The sequence below is a fragment of the Acidocella sp. genome (assembly GCF_050253495.1).
GTDB lineage: Bacteria > Pseudomonadota > Alphaproteobacteria > Acetobacterales > Acetobacteraceae > Acidocella.
In genome coordinates, this window is sequence record NZ_JBFWIX010000004.1 from 76,884 (window position 1) to 102,331 (window position 25,448).

Annotated in this window: 26 protein-coding genes; 13 read left to right on the forward strand and 13 right to left on the reverse strand. The window is 61.0% G+C overall.

The features are described 5' to 3' along the window. Positions 1 to 85 precede the first annotated feature (85 nt). Entirely contained in the window at positions 86 to 1,087 is a 1,002-nt protein-coding gene (gene trpS, locus AB7D48_RS04945) for a tryptophan--tRNA ligase (protein WP_427976217.1), read from the forward strand. Between the two features lie 39 nt (positions 1,088 to 1,126). After that, on the forward strand, positions 1,127 to 1,663 hold the full coding sequence (locus AB7D48_RS04950; RefSeq protein WP_427976218.1) for an NADH-quinone oxidoreductase subunit B family protein: 537 nt from the start codon (positions 1,127 to 1,129) through the stop codon (positions 1,661 to 1,663). Between the two features lie 66 nt (positions 1,664 to 1,729). Here the strand turns inward: AB7D48_RS04950 and AB7D48_RS04955 are convergent, their stop codons facing one another. Genes AB7D48_RS04955 through AB7D48_RS04965 form a run of 3 tightly spaced genes read right to left on the reverse strand, consistent with a single transcriptional unit; the run spans position 1,730 to position 4,338 of the window. Continuing rightward, positions 1,730 to 3,055, reverse strand: coding sequence for an ATP-binding protein (locus tag AB7D48_RS04955; protein ID WP_427976219.1), 1,326 nt, complete (start codon positions 3,053 to 3,055; stop codon positions 1,730 to 1,732). Positions 3,056 to 3,065: 10 nt separating this feature from the next. Further along, the gene (locus AB7D48_RS04960) at positions 3,066 to 3,773 is read right to left on the reverse strand and encodes a response regulator (RefSeq protein WP_427976220.1); all 708 of its coding nucleotides are present in this window, start codon (positions 3,771 to 3,773) and stop codon (positions 3,066 to 3,068) included. Between the two features lie 10 nt (positions 3,774 to 3,783). Continuing rightward, entirely contained in the window at positions 3,784 to 4,338 is a 555-nt protein-coding gene (locus tag AB7D48_RS04965; protein ID WP_427976221.1) for a MarR family winged helix-turn-helix transcriptional regulator, read from the reverse strand. A 308-nt stretch (positions 4,339 to 4,646) separates the two neighbouring features. Between AB7D48_RS04965 and AB7D48_RS04970 the strand changes: the two genes are divergently transcribed. After that, on the forward strand, positions 4,647 to 5,837 hold the full coding sequence (locus AB7D48_RS04970; RefSeq protein ID WP_427976222.1) for an acyltransferase family protein: 1,191 nt from the start codon (positions 4,647 to 4,649) through the stop codon (positions 5,835 to 5,837). Between the two features lie 17 nt (positions 5,838 to 5,854). On the opposite strand, the gene AB7D48_RS04975 is transcribed toward AB7D48_RS04970, so the two are convergent. The 4 genes from AB7D48_RS04975 to AB7D48_RS04990 are packed head-to-tail and all read right to left on the reverse strand — an operon-like array spanning position 5,855 to position 9,762. After that, positions 5,855 to 6,820, reverse strand: coding sequence for a threonine ammonia-lyase (locus AB7D48_RS04975; RefSeq protein ID WP_427976223.1), 966 nt, complete (start codon positions 6,818 to 6,820; stop codon positions 5,855 to 5,857). Further along, complete coding sequence (locus AB7D48_RS04980) at positions 6,817 to 8,193, reverse strand: glycosyltransferase family 39 protein (RefSeq protein ID WP_427976224.1); 1,377 nt, start codon at positions 8,191 to 8,193, stop codon at positions 6,817 to 6,819. The genes AB7D48_RS04975 and AB7D48_RS04980 overlap by 4 nt, the downstream gene beginning before the upstream one ends. Before the next feature lie 2 nt (positions 8,194 to 8,195). Further along, entirely contained in the window at positions 8,196 to 9,278 is a 1,083-nt protein-coding gene (locus tag AB7D48_RS04985; protein WP_427976225.1) for a glycosyltransferase, read from the reverse strand. A gap of 4 nt (positions 9,279 to 9,282) precedes the next feature. Next, entirely contained in the window at positions 9,283 to 9,762 is a 480-nt protein-coding gene (locus tag AB7D48_RS04990; protein WP_427976226.1) for a peroxiredoxin, read from the reverse strand. A gap of 50 nt (positions 9,763 to 9,812) precedes the next feature. Here AB7D48_RS04990 and AB7D48_RS04995 point away from each other — a divergent pair, with 50 nt between their 5' ends. Both AB7D48_RS04995 and rdgB read left to right on the forward strand, forming a co-directional pair. Continuing rightward, positions 9,813 to 10,469, forward strand: a complete 657-nt coding sequence (locus AB7D48_RS04995) for a YqgE/AlgH family protein (RefSeq protein ID WP_427976227.1) — start codon at positions 9,813 to 9,815, stop codon at positions 10,467 to 10,469. Further along, the gene (gene rdgB / locus AB7D48_RS05000) at positions 10,466 to 11,050 is read left to right on the forward strand and encodes an RdgB/HAM1 family non-canonical purine NTP pyrophosphatase (RefSeq protein ID WP_427976228.1); all 585 of its coding nucleotides are present in this window, start codon (positions 10,466 to 10,468) and stop codon (positions 11,048 to 11,050) included. Before AB7D48_RS04995 ends, rdgB begins: the two co-directional genes overlap by 4 nt. A 137-nt stretch (positions 11,051 to 11,187) precedes the next feature. Here the strand turns inward: rdgB and minE are convergent, their stop codons facing one another. The 3 genes from minE to minC are packed head-to-tail and all read right to left on the reverse strand — an operon-like array spanning position 11,188 to position 13,023. After that, positions 11,188 to 11,448: a cell division topological specificity factor MinE gene (gene minE, locus AB7D48_RS05005; RefSeq protein WP_427976229.1), complete on the reverse strand. Its 261-nt coding sequence runs from the start codon at positions 11,446 to 11,448 to the stop codon at positions 11,188 to 11,190. Continuing rightward, positions 11,445 to 12,266 (reverse strand): septum site-determining protein MinD, encoded by an 822-nt coding sequence (gene minD, locus AB7D48_RS05010; protein ID WP_427976230.1) that lies wholly within the window; start codon positions 12,264 to 12,266, stop codon positions 11,445 to 11,447. The genes minE and minD overlap by 4 nt, the downstream gene beginning before the upstream one ends. 37 nt (positions 12,267 to 12,303) lie before the next feature. Further along, entirely contained in the window at positions 12,304 to 13,023 is a 720-nt protein-coding gene (minC, locus tag AB7D48_RS05015; protein ID WP_427976231.1) for a septum site-determining protein MinC, read from the reverse strand. A gap of 642 nt (positions 13,024 to 13,665) precedes the next feature. On the opposite strand from minC, the gene AB7D48_RS05020 reads away from it, so the two are divergent. The 5 genes from AB7D48_RS05020 to AB7D48_RS05040 all read left to right on the forward strand — a co-directional run bounded on the left by AB7D48_RS05020 (position 13,666) and on the right by AB7D48_RS05040 (position 18,118). Continuing rightward, complete coding sequence (locus tag AB7D48_RS05020) at positions 13,666 to 14,778, forward strand: branched-chain amino acid aminotransferase (RefSeq protein WP_427976232.1); 1,113 nt, start codon at positions 13,666 to 13,668, stop codon at positions 14,776 to 14,778. A 253-nt stretch (positions 14,779 to 15,031) separates the two neighbouring features. Continuing rightward, positions 15,032 to 15,430, forward strand: a complete 399-nt coding sequence (locus AB7D48_RS05025) for a VOC family protein (protein WP_427976233.1) — start codon at positions 15,032 to 15,034, stop codon at positions 15,428 to 15,430. Positions 15,431 to 15,466: 36 nt separating this feature from the next. Then, complete coding sequence (locus AB7D48_RS05030; protein ID WP_427976234.1) at positions 15,467 to 16,057, forward strand: hypothetical protein; 591 nt, start codon at positions 15,467 to 15,469, stop codon at positions 16,055 to 16,057. 50 nt (positions 16,058 to 16,107) lie between these two features. Beyond that, positions 16,108 to 17,694 (forward strand): GMC family oxidoreductase, encoded by a 1,587-nt coding sequence (locus tag AB7D48_RS05035; protein WP_427976235.1) that lies wholly within the window; start codon positions 16,108 to 16,110, stop codon positions 17,692 to 17,694. Between the two features lie 109 nt (positions 17,695 to 17,803). Then, positions 17,804 to 18,118 (forward strand): ribbon-helix-helix domain-containing protein, encoded by a 315-nt coding sequence (locus tag AB7D48_RS05040; RefSeq protein ID WP_427976236.1) that lies wholly within the window; start codon positions 17,804 to 17,806, stop codon positions 18,116 to 18,118. Positions 18,119 to 18,157: 39 nt separating this feature from the next. Here the strand turns inward: AB7D48_RS05040 and AB7D48_RS05045 are convergent, their stop codons facing one another. From AB7D48_RS05045 to AB7D48_RS05055, 3 genes are all read right to left on the reverse strand, one after another. Beyond that, on the reverse strand, positions 18,158 to 19,369 hold the full coding sequence (locus tag AB7D48_RS05045; protein WP_427976237.1) for an ABC transporter substrate-binding protein: 1,212 nt from the start codon (positions 19,367 to 19,369) through the stop codon (positions 18,158 to 18,160). Between the two features lie 95 nt (positions 19,370 to 19,464). Then, complete coding sequence (locus tag AB7D48_RS05050) at positions 19,465 to 20,991, reverse strand: ATP-binding response regulator (protein WP_427976238.1); 1,527 nt, start codon at positions 20,989 to 20,991, stop codon at positions 19,465 to 19,467. A gap of 4 nt (positions 20,992 to 20,995) precedes the next feature. Continuing rightward, positions 20,996 to 21,625: a response regulator transcription factor gene (locus tag AB7D48_RS05055; protein ID WP_427976239.1), complete on the reverse strand. Its 630-nt coding sequence runs from the start codon at positions 21,623 to 21,625 to the stop codon at positions 20,996 to 20,998. A gap of 512 nt (positions 21,626 to 22,137) precedes the next feature. Between AB7D48_RS05055 and AB7D48_RS05060 the strand changes: the two genes are divergently transcribed. The 3 genes from AB7D48_RS05060 to AB7D48_RS05070 are packed head-to-tail and all read left to right on the forward strand — an operon-like array spanning position 22,138 to position 25,448. After that, on the forward strand, positions 22,138 to 23,445 hold the full coding sequence (locus tag AB7D48_RS05060; RefSeq protein WP_427976240.1) for a transporter substrate-binding domain-containing protein: 1,308 nt from the start codon (positions 22,138 to 22,140) through the stop codon (positions 23,443 to 23,445). A gap of 12 nt (positions 23,446 to 23,457) precedes the next feature. Continuing rightward, entirely contained in the window at positions 23,458 to 24,342 is an 885-nt protein-coding gene (gene urtB, locus AB7D48_RS05065) for an urea ABC transporter permease subunit UrtB (RefSeq protein ID WP_427976241.1), read from the forward strand. Positions 24,343 to 24,350: 8 nt separating this feature from the next. After that, positions 24,351 to 25,448 (forward strand): ABC transporter permease subunit, encoded by a 1,098-nt coding sequence (locus tag AB7D48_RS05070; protein WP_427976242.1) that lies wholly within the window; start codon positions 24,351 to 24,353, stop codon positions 25,446 to 25,448.

Sequence of the window (25,448 nt, forward strand, 5' to 3'; positions counted from 1 at the left end):
TTGACGGGCCGGTGCTGTGTTTTGCTCCCATTGTCTGTTTCCCGTTTGGCGGCTAACCCCACACGCGTAACGGAGACAGACGAAAATGGCCCGCATCTTCTCAGGCATCCAGCCCACCGGCATCGCCACGCTCGGCAATTATCTGGGCGCGCTGCGCAACTGGGTGGCGCTGCAGCAAGGGGAGGATGACTGTATCTATTGCCTCGTGGATCTGCACGCCATCACCACCTTCCAGGAGCCCGCCGCCCTGCGCGAGCAGACCTACACCATGGCCGCCTTGCTGCTGGCCTGCGGGATCGACCCCGAGCGCAGCATTCTCTTCCACCAATCCGCCGTTTCCGCCCATGCGCGCCTGGCCTGGATCTTCAATTGCGTGGCCCGCATGGGCTGGCTGAAGCGCATGACCCAGTTCAAGGACAAGGCGGGCAAGAACCAGGAGGAGGTCTCCACCGGGCTGTTCGTATACCCGAACCTGATGGCGGCCGACATCCACGCCTACCACGCCACGAAAGTGCCGGTGGGGGACGATCAACTCCAGCATATCGAACTGGCGAACGACATCGCGGAGAAATTCAACCATGATTTCGGGGTGAATTTTTTCCCGCGTATCGAGCCCTTCGTGTTGAAGGAGACCGCGCGGGTGATGTCCTTGCGCGACGGTACCAAGAAAATGTCTAAATCCGACCCGTCCGATCAGTCCCGTATCAACATGACCGACGATGCGGACGCTATCGCCCAGAAGATCCGTAAGGCCAAGACCGACCCGGAGCCGCTGCCGGACAATCTGGCCGCCCTGGCGGACAGGCCGGAGGCACGCAATTTGCTGGGCATCTTCGCGGCGGTTTCGGGTGAAAGTCAGGAGACGATCCTGGAACGTTTCGCGGGCTCGGGCTTTGGGCCTTTCAAGGCCGCGCTGGCCGAGGCGCTGGTGGCGCATGTGGAGCCGATCGGCAAGCGCACGCGCGATTACCTGGCGGATAAGGCCGAGCTGGACCGGATTTTACAGGCGGGCGCACACCGGGCCGCCGCCATCGCCGGGCCGATCGCCGATGCGGCGGAGCGGATCGTCGGTTTCCTGCCACGATAGCTCTTTCGCGGCACGGGGTGCCGGGATTATGGTGGCGCCATGGTTTGGAAAACCGTCGCCCGGCATCTGCTCTCCCGCGCCGCCCCGGCCAGCGCTCCGGATGAGGAACTGGTCAAGACCCTGCGCGCCCGACTGGCGGCGGCGGGGCAAGGGCGGCTGGGGCGGGCGCTGACCATCCGCCATGTGGCCGCCGGAAGCTGCAATGGCTGCGAGCTGGAACTGCGCGCCACCCAGAACCTCATCTACGATCTCACTCAATACGGGCTGAGTTTCACGCCGAGCCCGCGCCATGCGGATATTCTGCTGATCACCGGCGTGGCCGGGGTGAATATGCGCGAGGCGGTGGCCCAGCTCCGCGCCGCCATGCCCGATCCGGTTTTCGTGGTGGCGCTGGGCGATTGTGCGGTGGATGGCGGTGTTTTCAAGGGCTCTCCCGCCGTGGCCGGCGGGGCGGATGCATTTTTGCCGGTCGATCTGGTGATTGCCGGCTGTGCCCCCACGCCGACGCAGATCATCCAGGGGCTGCTGGCCCTGGTGGAGGCGCATGGTGAAAATGAGCGGGCGGTTGTAGGATAATCGCCCGCCGCCGGAAACGGCTCCGCCCGGGTCGATGCAGCCCTGGGCCGGCGGGCCTTGAGCGTGTCAGCCCGGCAGTTCCACCATCACCCTCAGCCCTCCGCCCGGGCGGTCCAGCAGCAGGATCGTTCCACCATGGGCGACGACAATGTCCCGGGCGATGGAGAGGCCGAGCCCGGTGCCGCCGGGATGGTCGCTTTCGAATGGTTTTAGCAGCGTTTCGCGCTTCTGTTCCGGGATGCCGGGGCCGTTATCCTCGATGAGGATCCGCACGCTGGCACCTGAGCGCGCCGCGCTGACCCAGATCTGGCTGGCATGACGGCGGGCATTGTCGATCAGGTTGGTCAGGGCCCGGCGCATCGCCTCGGGGCGCAGCGTCACGATCATCTCTCCCGTGGTGGACAGGTCGATGGACGCGCCCGTGCGCTTGGCGGTGCCGCACAGCTCCTCCAGCAGCAAGGGCAGATCTATGGGCACGGCCTGCTCGCTGCCCTCGCCACGAGCGAAATCGAGATAGATATTGATCAGCCGCTCCATGTCCGCGATGTCGTTTTCCATGTCCTGCAAATCCTCGGCGGTGATGCTGGGCTGCATGGCCATCGCCAGGCGCAGGCGGGTGAGGGGGGTGCGCAGATCGTGACTCACCCCCGCCAGCATGGTGGTGCGCTGGGAGAGAAAGCGGCGCAGCCGGTCCTGCATGCGGTTGAAGGCGCTGGCGGCGCGGCGTACCTCTATGGCGCCTTCCGGGCGGATCGGCCCGTTATCCCGCCCCATGCCGAAATCCTCCGCCGCTTCCGCCAGGCGGCGTATGCCGCGTACCTGGGTGCGCAGGAACAAGGCGGCGAGGCTGACCATCAGCAGGGCCGAGCCGATGAGCCAGACCAGAAAGATATAGAAAGTGCCGACGAATAGCCGTTTGCGCGGCACGTTGATGCTGATGACGCCGTCCGCCATCTGAATATCCACGCGCAAAATGCCGGGTTTGGCATGCCAGGCGACATTGAAGGGGCGGTGAATATCCTGCGCCAGGGCATTGGCGAGATCGTTATCCACCGGGCCTGGGGCATCCGGCGGGGGCAAATGGCGCAGCGTCTCTCCCCGCATGAAGGTGCTCTGGAAGGTGAAATGAATATCGCCCTCCTGCAAGACCAGCGTGCGATGGGCGGGGTCGCGCTCGATCTGGTCGATCATGAAGCCGATTTCACCCGCCACGGCCCCGGCGAGGCGGCGGGACAGCTCATCGAGATGCGACCCATAGAAGATCTGCAACGCCACGGCCTGTAGCACGAGCATCGGAATCAGCACGATAAGAAGAGAGCGCCCGAACAGCCCGCGCGGCAGTATCTTACGGAGCAGCCGTTCCGGTTGCAGTGGCCCCAGTCGCACTTTCACGGGCGTGGCCTCATGCGCCGGGTTTCAGCACATAGCCCTTGCCGCGTACGGTTTGCAGAAAGCGCGGCTCACGCGGGTCCGGCTCGATCTTGCGGCGCAGGCGCGTCACCTGCACGTCGATGGCGCGCTCATTCACATCGTCCAGCCCCAGCATGGCGGCCAGCGCCTCGCGGGAGAAGATTTCATGCGGCCGGGCGGCGAGGCTGGTCAGCAGGGCCAGCTCCGCGCCGGTCAGCCGGACCCGGCTATGCGGGGTGATCAATTCGCCGCGTCCGGCGTCGAAGCTGGCCTCGCCGAGCTGCAAGGGGCCGGCGGCGGCGGGCGGTTGAGCGCGGCGCAGCATGGCGCGCAACCGCGCGACCAGAACGCGCGGATCGAACGGCTTGCCGAGATAATCGTCCGCGCCGGCCTCGAAACCGGCCAGCACATCCTCCGGTGTGTCCCGCGCGGTGAGCAGCAGGATGGGCGTGGACGGCGCGCGCTCGCCGCGCAGGCTGACGGTGAGGTCCAGCCCGTTTTCGCCGGGCATCATCACATCCAGCACCATCAGGTCGAATTCCATGGCGCGTAGCCGCTCGCGCGCCTCCGCGGCGGAGGTGGCGCGGGTGACGCGAAACCCCTGCTCGGAGAGATAGCGTCCAGCCAGGGCGGCCAGGCGCGCATCGTCGTCGACGAGCAGGATATGGGGCGCGTCCTCGTTCAAGGTTGGCTGGACCATGGCGCGGCGGTCAGGCCTTGCGGGCGGGCTTCGGCGCGCGGGCCGCCTCGGGGCTTCCCATATAGGCGCGGCCTTCGGGGCTGATCAGCCCGCGCATGACACGCTTGAACCCATCCACCGCCGGTCCGCCGGCCTCACGATAGGCGGTCAGCAGCCGCTTCCGCTGCGCCTCGAACAATTTGCGTTCCAGCGTGGCGCCCTTGTCCGTCAAGGTCAGCAGGCGCTGGCGCCGGTCCTTCGAGCCAGGAACCTGGGACACATAGCCCTCGCGGATCAATGGTCCGAGCACGCGGGTGAGGCTCTGCTTGGTGATGTCGAGGATAGACAGAAGCTCCCCCACTTTCAGGCCGGGCCGGCGGCTGATCCAGTGCAGGCAGCGATGATGCGCGCGCCCGAAATCCAGCTCCGCGAGGATCGCATCGGGCGGGCCGTTCAGATCCCGCAGGGCGAAGAACAGCATGTCCTGGGCCAGGCGCAATTCGTCCTCGCGCAGAAAGAGCAGGCCCGCGCCGGGGGCCGCGTGCGGTGTGCTGGTCAGGTAGGTTTGAGTCGGTGCGTCGGGCATGGCAATTCAATAACCGGTGGTTGGCCGCAATTAAGTGGTAAAACGGCTGACTAATACGCAAGAAATGACTGTCATCCGACAGTAACCCAAACAGAGAATTTTGACCATGGTACTCGTGCCCTCGACGCGCCCGGTGGTTTCGTCGGATGAGGTGGCCCATCCCTGGCGCGGGGCCGCGCCGCCTGCCGTTTCCGCCCAATAGGCTAGGTTCCATCCGGCCGCCGGCGGGGCGTGGCCAAACCAGACTTTAAAAAAACGCCATCCGCCGGAAAGCTGAATTTTTCCCTTCGCGCGCCACTTAACCCCATATGGCGGATAGCGGCCGGAAATTGATTCCCCTGGAAGGGTTGCGCGGGATCGCCGCCGCGATCGTGGTGCTCTACCATCTGGTGCTGGCCTTCACGCCCAAGGGTGTGGGGGCGGTGCCGCACGGGTATGGGGCGCTGGATGTTTTCACGCAGTTCCTGCTCGGTATGTTGAATGGCGGTGCCGCCGTGGCGGTGTTTTTCGTGCTGTCCGGTTTCATTCTCAGCTTGCCCTTCGCGCGGGACAGGCGCTTCTCCCGCGTGCTGGTGGCGCTGCTCAAGCGTTGGCCGCGTCTGGCCTGCCTCACCGTGATCGCCTGCCTGTTCGCCTTTGTGCTGATCACATGGTCGGGTCATGATTATAAGGCGGCGGCGCATGTGATCGGCGCGGGCTGGCTGGCCAGCCATGGCAATTCACCCATCAAGCCCGAGCATCTCACCTGGGAAGGCGCGTTGCGGGAAGGGTTGATCAACGTCTTCACCCGGGGCGAGGTGAAATTCGACTCACCGCTCTGGACCATGAGGATCGAATTATTCGGCTCTTTCGCCATTTTTCTCGCGGCGCCGGTTTTGTTCGCCATAGGCAGCTGGACGGTGCGGCTGGGGCTGGTGGCGCTGGCGGTTTACGTGTCCGGCACGGGCTATCCCTTTACCTTCTTCGCCGATTTTCTGACCGGCACGGTGCTGGCCATGTTGTACGCCGAGGGCAGATTGCCCCGGCTGGGCAATAAAGCGGCCTTGGTTCTGGGCGGGCTGGGGCTGTATCTGTTCAGTTTTACCTATGAGCAGGCTTTGCTGATCCATGCCCCGCTGAAGCTGTTTCTGCCGGCCGCGTACAGCCATTATGTCTGGGATACCGGAGCGGCGGCGATCATCATGGTGCTGCTCGGCAATCCGGCGGCCAGCCGGGCGTTTTCCGGCCATTGGTCGGTCTGGCTGGGGGTGCTGTCTTTTCCCGTTTATTTGCTGCACGGGCCGATTTTGCTGTCCGCCGGGTCCGCGGCCTTCATGGAAGGGGTCGGCACGCTGGGCATGGCGGGGGCGGCGGTGCTGGCGGCGCTTTGCTCTATTTTCCTCACTCTTCTTTGCGCAGTGCCGCTGGCCTGGGTGGACAGGCTCTGGACCGGGCTGCTTTCGCGCCTGACCAGGCCATTGACGCGCCGCCGCCCCCCGCCGGCCATGGAACATGCCTGAGGACAGGCCGCCTGGTTTCACAAATCGCTATTGCCGCCGGAGAGCACCACGCCGACGACCAGGCCTTGTGCCCGCAGTTTGCCGGAGAGCAGGGCGGCCAGCGCCACCGCGCCACCGGGCTCGACCACCAGCTTCAAGGCGCGCGCGGCGAATAACCGCGCGGCCTGAACCTCCTCGTCGCTCACCGCGAAACCGGATTCGACGAGGCGTTGATTGATGGAAAAGGTCAACGCGCCCGGCATGGGAGAGAGCAGGGCGTCGCAAAGGGGCGAGCCCTTCATGTCGTTGCGCAGGCGTTCGCCCGCCGCCAGGGAGCGGGCGGTATCGTCCCAGCCTGCCGGTTCGGCGGTGTGGATCTTGGTGTGGGCTGAAACATCGGACAATGCCAGGGCGCACCCCGCCGCCAACCCGCCGCCGCCCGCCGGCGTGACGAAGCGGTCGAGCGTCAGCCCCGCCGCCAGGGCGTCTTCCGCCAGTTCCAGCGCCAGCGTGCCCTGGCCCGCGATGACATCTGGATGATCGTAAGGCGGGATCAGGCTGGCGCCGGTTTCGGTGGCGATGGCGGCGGCGATTTCCTCCCGATTCTCCGTGTGCCGGTCATAGGGGACGATCCTGGCGCCCCAGAAAGCGGTGGCCTCGCGTTTGATGGCGGGGGCGTCGGCGGGCATGACGATGGTGGCGGGCACGCCAAGGCTGGCCGCCGCGCAGGCGACGCCTTGCGCGTGATTGCCCGAGGAAAACGCCACCACGCCGCGCGCGCGGGTCTGCTCGGGCAGGCGGAGCAAGGCATTGGTGGCGCCACGCAGCTTGAAACTACCCGTGCGTTGCAGCACCTCCGGTTTGATCAGCACCGCCGCGCCGGTTGCTTTGTCCAGCATGGCGTTGCGCAGCATCGGCGTGTGGATGACGCGCCCCCGCAAACGCGCGGCGGCGGCATGGACATCTTGCGGGGTGGGGCTGGGCTGGGTTCTTGGCTGGCTCATGGGCGCGGGAATTCCTTGGCATCGCTGGCGGCGGTGATACGGCAGACCTTATAGCGCATGACGGGCTCATTGCCGCGTTTTCGGGTGATGGTGCCCAGCAGGACAGGGCAGGGCGTATCCTGCCGGCGGGTGATGAGCAGGCCGGTTTCGCCCCGCGTGGCGAGCACCGGCCAATTGAAATAGCGCCAACGCGGGGTCAGCCCCAGCACAGGCACGGCAGGGGGCGCGTAGAACGCCAGCTCGGAAGCAATGGCGTAATCGTCCGAGGTGAGAAACGCCGGGTGCGAGGCGGCGGCCTCGGTGGCGAGTTGCCGCCATCCCGCCATCTGCAGGGCGGAGGTGTCGCGCTTGGCCGGGATCGGGATAACCCCCGTGAGGGCTTGCAGATAGACGAGGCCGGTCATGGCGAGGCCGAGCCCCAGTGCCGGGCGCGCCCAGCGCTGCGGCGCCAGGGCCGCGGCCAGGCAGGCGGATGGATAGAGAATGGCGGGCCAGTTGCTTTCCACCCGGTTGGTGAGCACATGCTCCAGGAAGATCGCGGCGGGCAGCAGGGTCAGCCAAAGCAGCAGCCGCGCGCCGGGGCTGGTGTCCGCGCGCAGGCGCCACAGGCCGCGCACGGCCAGAATGGCGATGAGCGGCGTGAGGAGCAAGGCTTGCCCGCCGATCAGCTCACCGAGGAATTGCAGGGTGCGGGCGGGATCGAATCCGTCCATCCGGCCGCCCTGCTTGAGATAGCTGGCCCAGCCATGGGTCGCGTTCCAGTATATGTCCGGCGCGAAGAGCAGGAAAGCCAGGAGAATGCCCAGCCATGGCCAGGGTGTGCGCAGATGCGCGCGGATGGGCTTGCAGGTCAGTGCCCATAATCCGGCTCCGGCCAGGAACAGTGCGGCCGTGTATTTCGAGGTCAGCATCAGCCCGGCAATGGTCCCCGCCGCCAGCCACCAGCGTGGATTGTCCGACGCGATCAGCCGGGCCAGGGCCCAAAGGCCGAGGGTCCAGAAAAACAGGAGGGGGGTGTCGGGCGTCATGAGGAGACAGCCCGCGCCGAGCATCAGGGTGGCATTGAGGAAGGCCGCCGCGTAAAGGCCGCCGCGCCGTCCCGCCAGCAAGCGGTTGCCGGCATCGTACAGCGCCAGGGAGCCAAGACAGACGCTCAGCGGTCCCAGCAGGCGGATACCGAGAGGGGTGTCGCCCAGCAAGGCCGTCCCGAGTCTGATCCAGAGCGCCACCATCGGCGGATGGTCGAGATAGCCTGCTTGCAGGTGCTGGGCCCAGGTGAAGTAATAGGCTTCATCCGGTGTCAACGGCAGGATGGCGGTCAGCGCCAGGCGCAGCGCGGTCAGCGCCAGCAATGCCGCGAGCGGCCAGCCCATGGCTAGCGGATACGCCAGACCAGCGTGGAGGAGACCGCGTAATTCCACACCACGCCGACAGCCGCCCCCGCCGCGCCGGAGAACAGGCTGAGGCCATTTTCAGCGTATAGCGCCTTGGCAATGCCGATATTGGCGATGGCGCCCAGCCCGCACACGATCATGAACAGGGCGAGGCCGCGCCATGCCTTGGCGCCTTTCAGACGCTGCGCCCGGTAGGTGAGCTGGTTGTTGAGCTGAAAATTCACCATCATGGCGATGATGGTGCCGATGGTTTGCGCCTGACCGAAATCGTCGCCCAGCCTGGTGGCGACCAGCATCACCAGGATATTCACCAGCACTCCCACCACGCCGACCAGGGCGAAGGAGATAAAACGCAGCGGCACGGTGCCGCGCAGGGCCTTGTCGAGCAGCAGCCCGGCGAATTGCGCCAGAACCAGCACGTCCAGCTTGCTCTCGCCTGCCGTGCGGGGGCGGAATTTATAAGGAATTTCAGAGATTTTAAGCGAGCGTGGCGCGGCCAGGATCAGATCCAGCAAAATCTTGAATCCCTGGCCGGTGAGCCGGCCGGCCAGAACCTCGAACAAATCCCGCCGCAGCAGGAAAAACCCGCTCATCGGGTCGGAAAGATGGGTGTGGGTCACCGCCTGGGCCACGCGGATGCCGGTTTGGGACAATTTCACGCGCAACGGCGAGGATAATCCGGCGGAATCCCCGCCTTCCACATGACGGCTGCCCACGGCCATGTCCGCGCCGCCGCGCACGGCCTGAAGCATCAGGGGCAGGCGGGTTTCGTCGTGCTGCATGTCCCCATCGATGACCGCGATATGTTCGGCGGCGGAGGACAACGCGCCCTCGATCACCGCCGAGGACAGGCCGCGCCGCCCGATCCGGCGGATGCAGCGCACACGCGGGTCGTCCTGGGCGATGCATTTGGCCTCGACGCTGGTGCCGTCCGGGCTGTCGTCGTCGACAAACACAACTTCCCAGCTCAGGCCGGTCAGCGCCTTGTCCAGCGCCGCGACCATCGGGGCGATGTTCGCGCGTTCGTTATAGCACGGCACGACGACCGTGAGGGCGAGAGTCACGGGATCAGAGGGATTCGAGAATGGCTTCGGCCCGGCTGACCTCGAAGCCGCCTGGCTCCTCCACGGCCAGTTTGGTGAGGATGCCGTCCTCGATCACCAGCGCGAAACGCTGGCTGCGTACCCCCATGCCGCGCGCGGTCAAGTCCAGCTCCAGCCCCAGCGCCTTGGTGAAAAGGCCAGACCCATCCGCCAGGAATTGCACGGTCTCGCCCGCTTTTTGCTCCTTGGCCCAGGCGCCGAGCACGAAGGCGTCGTTCACCGCCAGGCAGACGATCTTGTCCACGCCCTTTTCCTTCAGCTCCGGCGCCAGCTTGATGAAGCCGGGCACATGCTTGGCGCTGCAAGTGGGGGTAAAGGCGCCGGGAACGGCGAACAGCACGATCTTGCCGGTGCCGAGCAATTCCGCCGTGTCCACCTCGCGCGGGCCGTCCGCGGTGGCCAGCATGAGCTTCAGGGCTGGAATCTTGTCACCAATTTTGATCATTGTCTGCCTATTGTCCGTGAAACCGATATGCCTTTCTAGGCGAACTGGCCATGAACGTGAAGCCGCCGGGTAAGTGGCCAGGGCTGGCCGAGCGGTGGCGGGGCGAATATACTAAAATGATGACGGAGTGTGAAAACCCAGCACCCGGCCGGCCGGGTTGGCTGACCGGCCAGATTCTCCTGGCGATGCCCGCCTTGCGCGACCCGCGTTTCGCGCAGAGCGCGATTTTCATCTGTGCCCATAATGCCGAGGGCGCCATGGGGTTGGTGTTGAACCGCATGCTGCGGACGCCGAAATTCGACTCGCTGCTGCGCCAGCTCGGGATCGAACCCAGCCCGCCGCAGCGCGAGTTGCCGTTGGGGCAAGGCGGGCCGGTGGAGGATCATCGCGGCTTTGTGCTGCATTCATCCGATTGGAAGGGCGAAGGCAGCCTGGATGTGGATGGCGACCACGTGCTGAGCGCCAGCATGGAGGTCTTGCAGGCCGTCGCCGAAGGCGGTGGACCGGAACGGGCACGGCTGCTGCTGGGATATGCGGGCTGGGGGGCCGGGCAGCTTGAGGAGGAGATCCTGCAAAATAGCTGGCTGACCGTGGCGGCGGACGATGAAATCATCTTCGACACCGCCTATCAGACCAAATGGCAACGCGCCTTGGCGAAACTGAAGATTGACCCGGGAATGCTTTCGGGCGATGCCGGGCGCGCATGAAGAAACTCGTCATCGCCACCCATAATCCCGGCAAGCTCGATGAATTCCGCACGCTCCTGGCCCCTTTGGGGTGCGAGGTGACATCGGCGGGGGAGCTGGGCCTGCCGGAACCGCCTGAAACGGCACCGGATTTCGCGGGCAATGCCCGAATCAAGGCCCTGGCGGCGGCCAAGGCCTCGGGCTTGCCGGCCCTGGCCGATGATTCCGGCCTGTGCGTGGCGGCGCTGAACGGGCAGCCGGGCATTTATTCCGCGCGCTATGCGGGGGACGATTACGCCGGCGCCTTCGCCAAGATCATCGCCGCGGCCAAGGCCAAGAATAGTTGGGCCGCGTGGTTCACCTGCGCCCTGTGTCTGGTGCGATCCGACGGCTCGACCGCCACCTATATCGGCGAGGCGAATGGACGGATCGCTCCCGAGCCGCGCGGGGTGGCGGGATTCGGTTATGACCCGATCTTTATCCCCAATGGCCATGAGCAAAGCTATGCCGAGCTGGGCAAATTGAAGGAGGCGATCAGCCACCGCGCCCGGGCCTTCGAGCAGATCAAGGCCGTGCTACTGGCCGAAGTTAAGGCGGAATAGCGCAAGAGGGGATGGACCGGCCGGGTCCAGAGCCCGAAACCCACCGGATTTCGCGGTCCAAGTGGATGTTTGCGATCTCAATTATTGAGTGGCTTGCCGGTCCCTGAAATGCCCCCCTGAATGTCAGGGGCAGGGGCTTAGCCGGTGGTTTTGGGCGGATCCATCATTTCGACGTTCACTTCCAGCGTCGAAACCTGGTCGCCCTGTTCCAGCTTCACATTCACCTTGTCCCGGTCGATGGGAATATGCTTGGCGATGACGGCCAGGATCTCTTCCCGGAGAATGGCCGCCAGATCCGTCTGGCTGGAGAGCGTGCGCTCATGCGCCAGCAGGATCTGCAGCCGGTCGCGGGCAACTGGCGCGGAACGGGAGCGGGTGAAAAAGCTGAAAATACTCATGCGCTGGCCGCCTTCCGCCCGAACAGGCGGCTGATGAAACCCTTGCGTTCGGCGGGTTCCACGATGTCCAGCTTTTCACCGCACAGGCGGCGGGCGGCCTCGGCATAGGCGCGCGCGGCGGCGGAATCGGGGGTGTTGAGCGTCACCGGGCAGCCGACATTGGAGGCGGTGAGCACATCCTCGCTCTCCGGCACGATGCCGAGCAGCGGAATGGCGAGAATCTCCAGCACATCCTTCACGTTCAACATTTCGCCGCGGGCCGCGCGGGCGGCGTTGTAGCGGGTCAGCAGCAGGTGTTTCTCGAAGGTTTCACCATTTTCGGCGCGCAGGGTCTTGGAATCCAGCATGCCGATGATACGGTCCGAATCCCGCACCGAGGAGACCTCGGGGTTGGTGACGATCACCGCCATATCCGCGAAGCGCATGGCGAGCTGGGCGCCCTTTTCGATGCCGGCGGGGCTGTCGCAGATGATCCAGTCGAACTTGTCCTTCAGCTCCTCGATGATATTTTTCACGCCTTCTTCCGTCAGCGCGTCCTTGTCGCGTGTCTGCGAGGCGGGAAGCAGGCTCAGCGTTTCGATGCGCTTGTCGCGGATCAGCGCCTGCGGCAGCTTGGCGTCGCCCTGCACCACATTCACGAGGTCGAAGACCACGCGCCGCTCAGCCCCCATCACGAGGTCGAGGTTGCGCAAGCCGACATCGAAATCGATGAGCACGACATTCTGGCCGCTCTGGGCAAGGGCGGCGCCGAGGGAGGCGCTGCTCGTGGTCTTGCCCACGCCGCCCTTGCCGGAGGTAACCACCATGACTTTTGGCATTATTTCAAACTCCTTGCCGGTTCGGCGGTAGGTTTCTTCAGTCCAGCGCGGCGATTTTCAACGCGCCATGGTCGAGCCATATCTGCACGGCGCGGTTGTTCAAGGCCTGGTCCCAATCGTCGGCGGTGCTGTACACGCCGTCGATTGCCACCAGCTCCGCGTTCAGTTTACGGCAGAAAATCCTTGCTTGGGCGCCGGATTTCACCCCCGCGATGACCCGCCCGCGCAGGGGGCCGTAAACATGCAGCGATCCGCCCGCGACAACCTCCGCGCCGGAGGACAGCGCGCCGAGAATCGTCACATCGCCATGCTCGAAAATGATGGATTGCCCGGACCGGACCGGCCGGTCGATGAGCAGGGAGGTGACGGCGGGCAGGGGGGCTTGCGGCGGCGCGTCGTCCGGCAGGGCAAGCTCACGGCCAGGCGGTTCCTCATGGTCTGGGGTCTGGCGCAAATGCGGCAGGGATTCAAAGCGTGTGCCGGAGAGACGGGCGCGCTCGATTCCCTCCACGCTGATGATGGAAAGGCCGCGCATGTCCAGCGCATAAAGCAGGGCAACGGGGTCGCTCTGGTCGTTCTGAAGGGCGGAAAAATTCACCACGACCGGTTTTTGGGCAAAATACCCGGCGGCGCGGCTCATTTGCTCGTCCAAGGCTTCCAGCCAGGCGGCGATCGGCGCCTCGGGCACGAGGATCAGAGCCATGAAACTGCGGCCACGTACGCGTAGTTTTGGCAGGGACGTGGCGGCGCTAGCCATGCGCGGTCATGAAAATTTTAGGAAAATGCTGCATGAGGCCAGGAGAGTGTTCGTATCGATGGGCTTGGTTCAAGCCCGCGTTATGCATGGGGGGCGCGTGGCCGGTCAAGCAGCCTTGGATTAAGTGATGGTAGGGTAAGTGGCCGCGATTGCCTACATATCCGCTCAGGGCGATATATTCCAAGACTGTCATGAGATGTGGTCAAAAGGCAAAAACACCGCTTGATAGGAAGGGCGCTATAGGAAAAGCGCTCCAGGAGACACAGGAAAAATGCGGCTCGTGGCATTCAAAAAGGCGGTCATGATCGGTACCTTATATCTTGGGTCCGGCAAGGGCCTGGCAACGCCACCGCCCGAGGAAACCGGTTAAATTCCCATGCTCGCCCATCTGAAAGACAATGGCCAAAAGGCCGACGCAGAACATGTTCGCCGCCGCCTTCTCCCGATGAGCGGGCGTGTCCACGCTCCAGCCCCGATCGGGTTGTCGCCTGGCGATGCGGGGCTGCCTTATCGTACCCCAGACCGGGCAAGCCGTTAACGGCCCATGTCCCCGCCAGGTCTCCTTTCTCCACAAGGCAGCCATGACGTCCCCGTGACTTCACGGGAAGAGGGCTATGTTACAAATGTTCTTATAACCAGTAGATGACGAAAGATTTTATCGTGACACCCGAAATCAAATTCGCACATATTCCAAACACAGCAGTCCTGCCGGCCGCGCAGCGAGATTCCGTGCTGGAAAATCCTGGTTTTGGGACATCGTTCACCGACCATATGGCGGTTATCGAGTACACCCAAGGTGTCGGCTGGCACGATGCCAGAATCCAGCCCCGCGAGACGATCAACCTGCATCCCGCGGCGGCCGTGCTGCATTATGCTCAGGAAATTTTCGAGGGGTTGAAAGCTTACCGTCTCCCATCCGGTGAGATCGCGATGTTCCGCCCCATGGCCAATGCCAAGCGCTTTCAGGAATCAGCCGACCGCCTGGCTATGCCGCCGCTGCCTCCGGAGCTTTTTGTGCAATCCTTGGAAGAGCTCATCCGCGCGGATCGGGAATGGGTGCCGGCCGACCCGAACAAAAGCCTGTATCTGCGTCCGTTCATGTTCGCCAATGAGGCGTTTCTGGGGGTGCGGCCGGCGAAGACCTTTCTATATGCCGTCATTGCCTGCCCGGTCGGCGGGTATTTCAAGGGGGGGGCTGAGGCGGTTTCCGTCTGGGTGAGTGAGCGTTACAGCCGTGCCGCCAGCGGTGGCACCGGGGCGGCGAAATGCGGTGGCAATTACGCCGCGAGCCTGCTGGCTCAGAGCGAGGCTTCCGCGCATGGATGCGACCAGGTTGCCTTCCTGGACTCGGCCGAGCATCGCTGGCTTGAGGAAATGGGCGGCATGAACATGGTCTTCGTGTTCAATGATGGCTCGCTTCTGACCCCGCCGCTCGGCGGAACAATCTTGCCCGGCATCACCCGTGATTCCCTCATCACCCTCGCCCGCGCCGCCGGCATGACCGTGCGTGAAGAGCGTTATTCGTTCGAGCAATTGCGTGAGGATGCCGCTCAGGGCCGTCTATGCGAGGCGTTTGCCTGTGGCACTGCGGCCGTGGTCACGCCGATCGGCAAAATCAAATTCACCGGAGGCGAGGTGCTCATCGGTGACGGCGCGCATGCGGGGAACGCCACGAAAACGCTTAAAGATTCCCTGGTGAAAATCCAGCGCGGCCAGAGCAACGACCCCTATGGCTGGGTGCATCGCGTGGTTTGAGACTCATAACATCCTGAAAAGAGGATCGGCCTTCCGTTCGCTGATGTTCGGATGCCGGTGGCGGCCGGGATTTCAGATGGCTGGCGTCCCGTCTAGCTGCCTCCATGACAGGCCGATATACCCGCGCCGGATGGCCTCTGCCCTCCGCGCGCAAGGGCGGGTGCGGCCAAAACCATAAAAACCGCCAGCCGCAATAAAACGCTATTACCCTTGCCGTGCCTGGATCTCCTATAAATGGATGAGGAGGTAATGCATGGCCAAATTCATTCACACCATGATCAGGGTCTATGACCTTGAAAAATCAATAAAATTCTACAGGGATGTGTTTGCCCTCGACATTTCCTACCGCTTGGATTTTCCAGATTTCTCGCTCGTTTATTTGCGTGACCAGGAAAGCGGTCAGGAGCTTGAATTAACCCTGAATCGCGGCCGCACGATACCCTACACGCATGGCGATGGTTATGGTCATATTGCCTTTTGTGTCGAAGATGTCGCGCTTGAACATGAACGTTTTAAAAAACTGGGTATAAATCCAGGAGAGATCAAGGCGTTTCATGCCGATGACGGTGCGTTGATCGCGCGGTATTTTTTTGTCCAGGACCCTGACGGATATAAAATCGAAGTCTTGGAGCGTCATGGCCATTATCAATAACGTCTAAATAAGAGGCATAGGGAAGGAAAAGCATATATGAAAAACTCAAACATAACCGGCACGACTTTCGCCTCGGAAGGCATGGCGCCATCAAGGCGGGCTCTGCTGAAAAGCGCTGGCATGTTGTCGGGTGTGCTGGCGCTGTCCTCAACCTTGGCGGCGCTGGCCCCGTCTCGGGCTTGGGCCCTGGCATTGAAAACCTTGTCATCTGACCAGGGGCGCGTCATTCTGACATTTACCCGTCATCTCTATCCACATCCCAACCTTGACGATGCGGTCTACGCGCTCGTGGTGAAAGATCTAGACGACAAGGCAAGTGCCGACGCAGCGACCAAGGCGGTCTTGGCGCAAGGCGTAACGCAGCTCGACCAGATCAACGGGGGCGATTGGTTGAAGCGTGCACATGACTTGCAGGAAATCGATGTCGCGGCGATGGAGTCAACGAGCTTTTTCAAACTCGTTCGCGGTACGGCGGTCGTCACTTTGTATAGTAACGAGATGGCATATACGCATTTTGGTTATGGCGGTGCCGCCGGCAATACCGGGTATCTATATAAAGGATTTAACGACCTGACTTGGTTGCCAGAGCCTCCCGCTTCAGCAAGCGGCCCGATTCCCAAGAGTTAGGCCGGCAGTTAACGCGCTCGCTCAGAAATATAAATAACCAGGAGGACGTCGTGGATAACCATGGCAATGTAAAAAATTTCTCGCTCGATGACGATAATGTGGTCGTCGTAATCGGTTCTGGCGCTGGCGGTGGCACGCTCGCGGCGGAGTTGGCCAAGAAAAAGATCGACGTTGTCGTTTTGGAAGCCGGAAAACTCAACAAAAGAACAAGCTTTATTCCCGATGAATGGCCTTCCTTTCATCAACTGGCCTGGCTCGACGAGCGAACCACATCGGGAAGCTGGCGCATTGCCCGCGATTTTCCAAATCTTCCCGCGTGGATTTGCAAAACTGTCGGCGGCACCTCGGTTCATTGGGCGGGCGCCGCGCTACGCATTCAACCGCATGAGTTCAAGGCGCGCACCACCTATGGCGATCTTCCCGGCGCCACATTGCTGGACTGGCCCGTCACGCGTGAGGAGCTTGACCCTTATTATACGCGTGCCGAAGACAAAATGGGTGTAACGCGCACGCATGACATACCCGGTCTGCCCGGAAACAATAATTTCAAGGTTATGTACGATGGAGCCATGAAGGTCGGCTACAAGAAATGCAGCACCGGCCGGATGGCGATCAATAGCGAAACCCGCGATGGGCGCAGCCATTGTTATCAACGCGGCTTCTGTTTTCAGGGGTGTATTTTTGGCGCGAAATGGTCAACCTTATATGTTGAAATCCCGCAAGGTCAGGCCACGGGACATATGGAGTTGCGCCCCGAATGCCACGCGGCGCGGATCGAGCATGACCAAACCGGCAAGGTGACAGCCGTTGTATATTTTGACGCTTCAGGAAAATTGCAGCGTCAAAAGGCGCGCGCGGTCGCGGTGGCGGGTAACTCGATAGAGACGCCGCGCCTGTTGCTGCTGTCGGAGTCCGCGAAATATCCAGCCGGCCTGGCCAATTCCTCCGATCAGGTAGGGCGTAATTACATGCGCCATCTGACCGCATCGGTCTATGGGGCCTTTCCAAAGCAGGTGGATATGTTCAAAGGCACGACAATGGCGGGGATTATCGCCGATGAGGATGCGTTCAATCCATCTCGTGGTTTTGTCGGCGGTTATCATATGGAGACAATTTCCCTTGGCCTTTCATTCTATGCGGCATTCTTGAATCCTGGCGCTTGGGGCAAGGCTTTCGCCGAGGCTATGGATGCATACAACCATACCGCCGGAATGTGGATCGTGGGCGAGGATATGCCGCAGGCGACCAACCGCGTTACCCTCAACCATGATGTGAAGGATCAATTCGGTCTCGCCGCGCCCAATGTGAATGTCGACGACCATCCAAACGACATCGCCATGCGTGAATATGCCTTCCAGCATGGTGAAGCCGTTTACATGGCCGCCGGTGCCGACAAGACTTATCGTGTTCCTCCTTATCCTTCCACCCATAATCTGGGAACATGCAGAATGAGCGAGAAGCCGGAAGACGGCGTCTGCAACCGTTACGGGCAGACGCATGATATTCCAAACCTGTTCATCTCCGATGGCAGTCAGTTCACCACGGGGGCTTCTGAAAATCCGACCCTGACCATCGTCACGCTTGCGTTGCGCCAAGCGGATTACATCTCCCAGCAGATGCAGGCTCATGTGATCTGATGGGCGCTGCCTGACCGGCTCCAAGAACCGGTCAGGCTTATTTTGTTGAATATGTATAAAGCATGTCTTTATGGTGTGACGGTCTCACGGCCGGCATGGAGATATTCAAATGTGCAACATATATACCAGCACGGATCCGATTTTGTATGAGTCAAGAACCCGGTCTGTACGGATATTGGGGGTTGTGACCACGATCAGAATGGAAAATGCATTCTGGGACGTGTTGCAGGAAATGGCTGAGAGCGAAAAAACAACGACAAACCATCTGATCTCAAATCTTTATGAAGAACTCGTGGGATGCCGGGAGGGGGGCGGCAATTTCGCTTCATTTCTGCGTGTCTGTTGCCTGCGCTATCTTGCCGCGAAAGAGCGCGGTGAAACATTGTCGCAGCCCTCGATGTTCCTGCGGATTGTCAAACAATAACAATCAGGCGATGGCTTCTTGCCGTCATGTCCGCCGCTCTTATCGAAACCAGGACGGTAATTTAAAAGAGGTGATGTCATAAGGGTGTGGGGCGATTGCGCTATGACGCAGATAGGGCCCTTGTATCTGGTAAAAAAGATGCGGTAACCCGAGCGATGGGTCGTTCGTGGCGTTGGGGTAGGAGGTGGCGGCTTGGTTTCGATCGTAATTCACGCTGCCGATAACACTGCGATAGATGGTGCTGCGTAGCCTTGCCGCCACCAAGCGGTTCTGCGCTTGCCCGCCAGGTGGCGCCGTGCCGCCCGCCAGGGCGGCCGCGATGGCGTAATGATGGACCGCGGCATGAACCTGTCCGGCTATACGGGCGGTTGAATCATCGCCAAAACGCGCATGGTAGCGTTGTTCAAAGGCTTGCCCGATGGCATCGGGGAGCAATCCGACAACGGTGCCTACAATCACGCCTTCGGCCGCCGTGCTGGCCAGGCGCACAAAGGAATCGTGCATGGCGCCATACTGAAGATAGACGAGCGCGTTAATCGGGCTTTCAGAGAATTGGAGCTGAAAATGCGCCAGGTCGCCGGCATAGAAATGAGTGTTTGCGATGGCCGCGGGGTCGGCCGCGCGGACCTCCTCGATCACGTCGCGCCAGGATGTGGTGGGGGTTTGAACAATGCGTGGCCCATAGGCGACCTGCCAGCCAAACAGATGCGCGATTTTCTCCATGGCCTTGGCTATGACGATGCTGTATGGTTTTGAACCCGATATAATGGCCAGCCGGTTGTTGCGCGGCGTCCATTGTTTGGTGTCTCTCAACCAAGACAGAAATTTGATAAAGCCTTGTCCATACCAATAATCCGCGGGATCGCCCATGAAGCAGCCGAAATAGCGGTCCCGATCGCTGTTGATGGTATCGTGATGCTGCAACAGCGTGTTCTGATGGATATAGATGATGCCGGCATCGGCGATGGGTTCATATTCGGCGTTTTGCGGGCCGATATTATAGCCATTGATGATGGCATGAACCTTATGGCGGTGGATCAGCGTATTGGCCGCGGCAATCACGCTGGCGGCGGTTTGCGGGCCTGTATCGACGAAATAAGGATAGAGCTTGCGGCCCAGAATACCGCCCGTGGCATTGATTTCCTCAATGGCCATGATGGCGCCGTTGCGGAAGGCGATGCCATCATCTGCGACAGCGCCTGTTAGTGGCACCATGCTTCCAATGGGAATGTCTGCGCTTTGGTTTGTCATAGCCCTTCAGCTTTAATTTAGGCCGTCATCTGCGTTGCTGTTGTGGAAGGTGACGGCATGTGGCTCAATTAAGCAAAAACCGCGCCAGTAAAGGGTCACACCGCGTCGTGCATATCCGGTTCATAGAGCAGATGATGCATCAGCACGCGCAATTGCGGCGGGTTGACGGGTTTGATGAGATAGGGAAGGCCAGCGGCGCTGATCTCTCCCAATGGGTGTGCATCTGTATCGCCGGTGACGACAACGCAAGGCAGGCTGGAATGGTAATGCGCCCGCGCCAGCTTGCACATTTCCGTGCCTCGCCGCCCGCCCGGCAAGCGGTAATCGGTGATCAGCAGGTCTGGCTGCGTTCCCCGTGCCTCATAAGCCGCCATGGCTTGCTCCAGTTCAAGTGCCGCGGTTACCTTGATGCCCCAGCGTTCCAGCAACTGGCTTAACGCTTCGCGCAGCAGCACGTCGTCCTCGATGAGCATCACCTCCAGCCCCGCGAATTGCCCGGCCAGGAATTCCGATACGTCGGTTTCCGCCACGGTGGCCCGCCAAACCTCGCCAACGGGCACCCGCACGGTAAAGCAACTGCCCTTGTCCGGCACCGAACGCAGGACGATCTTGGCGCCGATGAGCTCAGCGAAGCGTTTGGAAATATTCAGCCCCAGCCCCAGCCCTTTTTGCCCGGTCTCCGTGCGCTCGCCAATCCGGTAGAATTCCTCGAATATCTGTTCCCGATGCTCCGCCGCAATGCCGCGCCCGGTATCGTAGACTGAGATGTCCAGATAATCTCCCGCCCTGCGGCACCCCACCAAAATACGCCCCATATCAGTATAACGGATGGCGTTGCTGACGAAATTGGACAGAATCCGTTCCAGCAGCACTCTATCGGACGATGCGACGAGACGTGACGGCACAACCGTGAGTCGCAGGCCTTTCTGTTGTGCCTGGTGGCTGAACTGTACCGCCAGCCGGTCCAGAATCGCGGAGACAGGCACGCTGTCGATTTGCGGCACAATGCCGCCGCCATCGAGTTGGCCGATATTGAGTAGCGCGCCGAGCAAATCTTCGATGACACCGGCGGAGACATCCATGGCGCGGAGCATCTCCTGGCGGGTTTCCTCATCCAGGCTGCTCTGGCAAGTGTAGATCAGGATTTTCAGCGTCGCCAAGGGCTGACGCAAATCATGGCTGGCGGCCCGCAGGAAGCGGGATTTGGATTGGCTGGCCTTTTCCGCCAGGTCCCGTGCCTCGCGCAAGGCCGCTTCGCCGCGCTTCAACAGGGTCACGTCTTGTACGGTCAGCGCAAAGCCCGCCGATACCATGTGCGGGGAAATTTCATAGCTGCGCCCGTTCAGCACATCGTGGCGCAGCGGCAGCATGCCGCGCAGCGAGGTCAGGCTGGCGTCCACCCAACCGCGCCGTGTCTCACTGGCGGGCAGCGCGATAGCCCGGCGCACCAGCAAGGTTTCCAACAGATCCGCCAGTGTGATTCCAGGTTTCAGCGCATCCTGCACTCCGGGGTAGAGCGCATGGAAGCCGGCATTGCAGTCAATCAGCCGTTCCTCAGTGTCGAACAGAGCCAGGCCAAGCCCAATATCGCGTAGAATGTCCCAATGCTCAGGCCGGCTCATCCCGCTAGCCGCCAGCTTGCAGGTTAAGGGCGTAGCGCACCAGGTCGGCGCGATCCGTGCAGCCAAGCCGGCGCATCATGTTGGAAATATGCACCCGCACCGTGTGCGGGCTCAGCTCCAGCCTGGCGGCAATCTGTGCCACGGCCTCCCCCTTGCTGAGCAAGGCGAGCACATCGCCCTCACGTTCCGTCAGTTTCGGTGGCCCCGCTTGGGGCGACGGCGCCATGCCATGGCCTGGCTGCTGTAGAATATGGCGGGGAAAGGCGACATGCCCATCCAGCACCAGTTGCAGCGCCTCCAGCATTTCCTGCGGCGGCGCGGTTTTTGGAATATAGCCCACCACCCCATGCTGGATGGCTTGCAGCACATGCTCCCGATTTTCATGCACGGAGATCACGACCAGCGGCACATTGGGCACACGCGCGCGCAGCGCCTTCAGTCCTGCAAAGGCTTCTAGGTCCGGCATGATCAGATCGACCAGAATGAGTCCGATATCGGGCTGCGTCTCAATGGCGTTGATCACTTCACCGAAGGTCGAGGCTTCCAGAATCTCGTCCGTCCGTCCGAGCTGCTTGATGACTTGACGGAGAGCTTCGCGAACGATCCAGTGGTCGTCGGCGATGATAATTTTCATCGAGCAGGTTGCACTTTCAGGTTGTGATCCTTGGGACCGTATCACGGTTCCGGCTCGGCGGCTAGCAAGGGAAAATGGGTCATCAGTAAATGAGTGTTTAGGATGTTTAGAGTGTGGGGCAACCTGTTTATGTTCGACCGAGAGGCTGGACGGAACGAATCCGTCTATTTTTTCGGCAGACATTCAAAATAACACCAAAACGCGATTACTTTCTGTTCAAGAAAAACTTTGTCTTAAGAGTAAAATTTATATTGACGCCAGCTTGAGCGTTGATTAGCGTCATGACTATAAATCGTTTAGTAAACGCGTTTAGACAAAATCGGTGCGGGGGCTCGAATGATGGACTGCCTGCTAAAATACCTATCTGGCTGCCGCCTCAGGCTGTGCCAGCCATAATGTCGGAATTCATGCCGCACCCGCGCGGCGCGTGACCGCCAGCTCGCCGCGCTAAACGCGCAAGCCGGCTTGGGGCTGGTTTGTTGCTCAACTGATAATTTATTGGGGATACTCTCATGAAGACAACTCGTCGGGCCCTCGGGCTAGGCGCGGCTTCGCTCACAGCGACCGCTGGCTTTCCGTATATTTGGAACAAGAAAAGCGGCGAGGCATGGGGCGCCACGCTGAAAAAGGGAGCCCCCATCAAGGTGGGGGTGTTGTTCTCCCTCACCGGCGAACTGGCGGTGCCGGAAGCCGATTCCACCTATGTGCTGCAATATGCCTTCGACAATATCAACAAGGCGGGCGGCATCAACGGCCAGATGGTGGAGCCGGTGATCGTCGATGCGAAGTCGGATTTCAATATCTATTCGCAGCGCATGAAAGAGTTGATCCTGCGCGATAAGGTTCTCGCCGTGTTTGGCTGCTACACTTCCGCCAGCCGCAAGGCGGTGCTGCCCACCGTTATCCAGTTCGACAGCCTGCTTTATTATCCAACATGCTATGAAGGCGCGGAATGCGTGCAGAACGACATCTGCACGGGCCCGCTGCCCAACCAGCATTCGCGCGATCTGATTCCCTTCATGGTGAAGAATTTCGGCAAGAAGGTCTTCTTCGTTGGCTCCAACTATGTTTGGCCGAAGGAATCGAACAAGGATGCCAAGGTTTGGCTGAAGAATTGCGACGGTGAGCTGGTGGGCGAGGAATATGTGCCTCTCGGAGGGTCCGAATTCACGCCTGTTCTAAACAAAATCAGACAAGCCAAGCCGGATTTCATCTTTTCAACCATTGTCGGCTCTTCCACCATTGCCTTCTATAAGCAGTATAAGCAGGCGGGTTTTTCAGCGGAGAAAATGCCGATCGCCTCGCTCACGACGGGTGAAATCGAAACCCGTGCGATGGGGGCTGAGTTCGGTGCCGGGCATTTTCTTTCGGCCCCGTACTTCATGGCGCTGGACAACCCAACCAACCACAAATTCGTCGATGGGTTCCTCTCCAGTAAATACAACCATAGCGGTGTCACGCATTACAATATGGAGGAAACCTACAACTCCGCCTATGTGTTCAAGGCGGGCTTGGAAAAAGCCATCGCGCAATATGGCGTGGATGGGGTGACGTCCCAAAAACTGCGTAATGTTAGTGGGGGCGTGACGCTTGACGCGGACATCTCTCCGGAAGGCAAAATCTGGATCGACGATCAAAATTTCAACACCTGGCTCACGCCGAAGATCGGCCAGTGCCAGGCGGATGGCAGCTTCAAGATCGTGTCGCAATCTCCTTCGCAGATCCATCCGGATCCGTATTTCATCTATCCGGATCTAGGCGTCTGTACAGCCTCCGGCCTGAAAGCGCCTGACGGCACCATTCGTAAAAACGTTCTGTAACGGAGAGGGCGCATGGAGACGATCCTGTCCCCCGGTTTCGCCGATGCCTTGCTGCTTGGCTTGAGTGTCGGCAGTGTCTGGCTGATGGCGGCGCTTGGACTCACCATCATCTATGGCACCATCGGCGTCATCAATATGGCGCACGGCGAGTTCATCATGCTGGGGGCTTATTCAGCCTATGTGCTGGAGAGCAAGCTCCACGTGCCCTTTCTGCTTTGCCTGCCATTGAGCTTCGTCATCGTCGCCATCATCGGTGTTGCGATTGAACGTTTGCTCATCTGCCATCTTTACGATCGTAAGCTAGACACATTGCTGGCGAGCTGGGGTGTGTCCTTGGTGCTCATCCAGATCGTTCGTCTTATCTTCGGAAGCAACCCGCTTTATTTATCCATCCCCAGCTTCCTCAATCACGATCTGCGCATGGGGTTCTTTGGCATCTCCGCTTTCCGTTTGATGGTACTGCTGGTCACGCTGAGTGTCTCGGCCGCGGTCTGGGTGTTCATGCAACGCACGCGCTTTGGCATGCAAATTCGCGCGGTCACGCAAAATCGTGAAATGGCGGCCTCTTTCGGTATCAATCCTCGCAAGGTCTATACCGGCGCCTTCGCGTTGGGCAGTGGCCTGGCGGGGTTGGCGGGGTGCCTGTTCGGGGTGCTCAACATCGTGCTGCCGAACATGGGCACGCAATATGTGGTGCAGGCCTTTCTCGTGGTCGTCTCCGGTGGAGGGACACTGTTAGGCTCGGTGCTCTCGGGCGCGATGGTGGGCGAGGCGCAATCCATCTTCTCCTTTTTCTCCGACGATACCCTGGCTCTATGCCTGATCTTCGTTCTCATCGTGATCTTCCTGCGAATCCGTCCGCAAGGGCTGATCGCGCCCACGGCCACGCGGCGCTGAGGTTATTCATGACATATTCCAGCCTTTACCAAGATCCGAAAGCACAATGGGCGGTCTATATCGGCTTCTTCGTCATTGTCCTTGCCGTGCCATTGGTTGTGCACGATAGCTTCACGATCAATCTTCTGGGCACCTATGGTGTGTTCGCGTTGCTGGCGCTGTCAGTATCCCTGGCATGGGGAGCGGGTGGAATCCTGACCCTTGGCCAGGGAGTTCCATTCGGGCTCGCGGCGTATTGCATGGCGATGACGATGCAGATGCAGAGTCAGGATCCCTCCAATCCCATGCCGCCTTTCATGCTCAATAACAGCCTGACCCATCTGCCTCTGTTCTGGGAACCCTTCAAGAGCACCACGGCGGGCATCTTGATCGCCCTGCTTTTCCCGACCCTGGTCTGGATGCTTTTTGGGGGCATGATGTTCGCGGCACGGGTCGCGGGTGGGTTTGTGGCGGTGATGACGCTGGCCATGTTGAGCGCCATCAATCTGCTGGTGCTGGATATACAGCCATACACGAATGGCGCTAACGGCATTACCCCCTCCAACGGGCTGCAACTGTTCGGGGCGACCATCGATCCTTACGGTCCCGGGGCGTATGTGATCATGGCGATATGCCTTGTGATACTGACGGCGGGATCAAAGCTGCTGCTGCAAAGCAAGTTCGGGCTGGTGACGCATGCCATCCGCACGGATCCCGAACGCACGCGCTTTCTCGGTTACAACGTATTTCTTTATCAAAGCGTTCTGTTCGGTGTTTCGGGTTTCATCGCTTCCGTCGCCGGCTGCTTGTTCGTGATGCTCGTGCAATATGTCTCCCCCGCGCAACTCGATGTTTCCTTCAGCGTCAGCATGGTGGTCTGGGCCGGTATTGGCGGACGCGCTTCCCTGCTGTGGGCCATGCTGGGCGCGCTGCTGGTGAATGCCGGACAAACCGTGGTGGGCGATACGTTGTTGAATACCTGGCTTCTGGTTCTTGGGTTGTTTTTCATTCTGGTGGTGCGGTTTCTGCCCGCGGGGCTGGCTGGCATTACCGCCTGGTTGCTTGCCCTTCCAGGCCGTAAGCGCCAAGCCCATGGCCAGGTGAGCTTGGCCAGTGAGGGGGGCTGA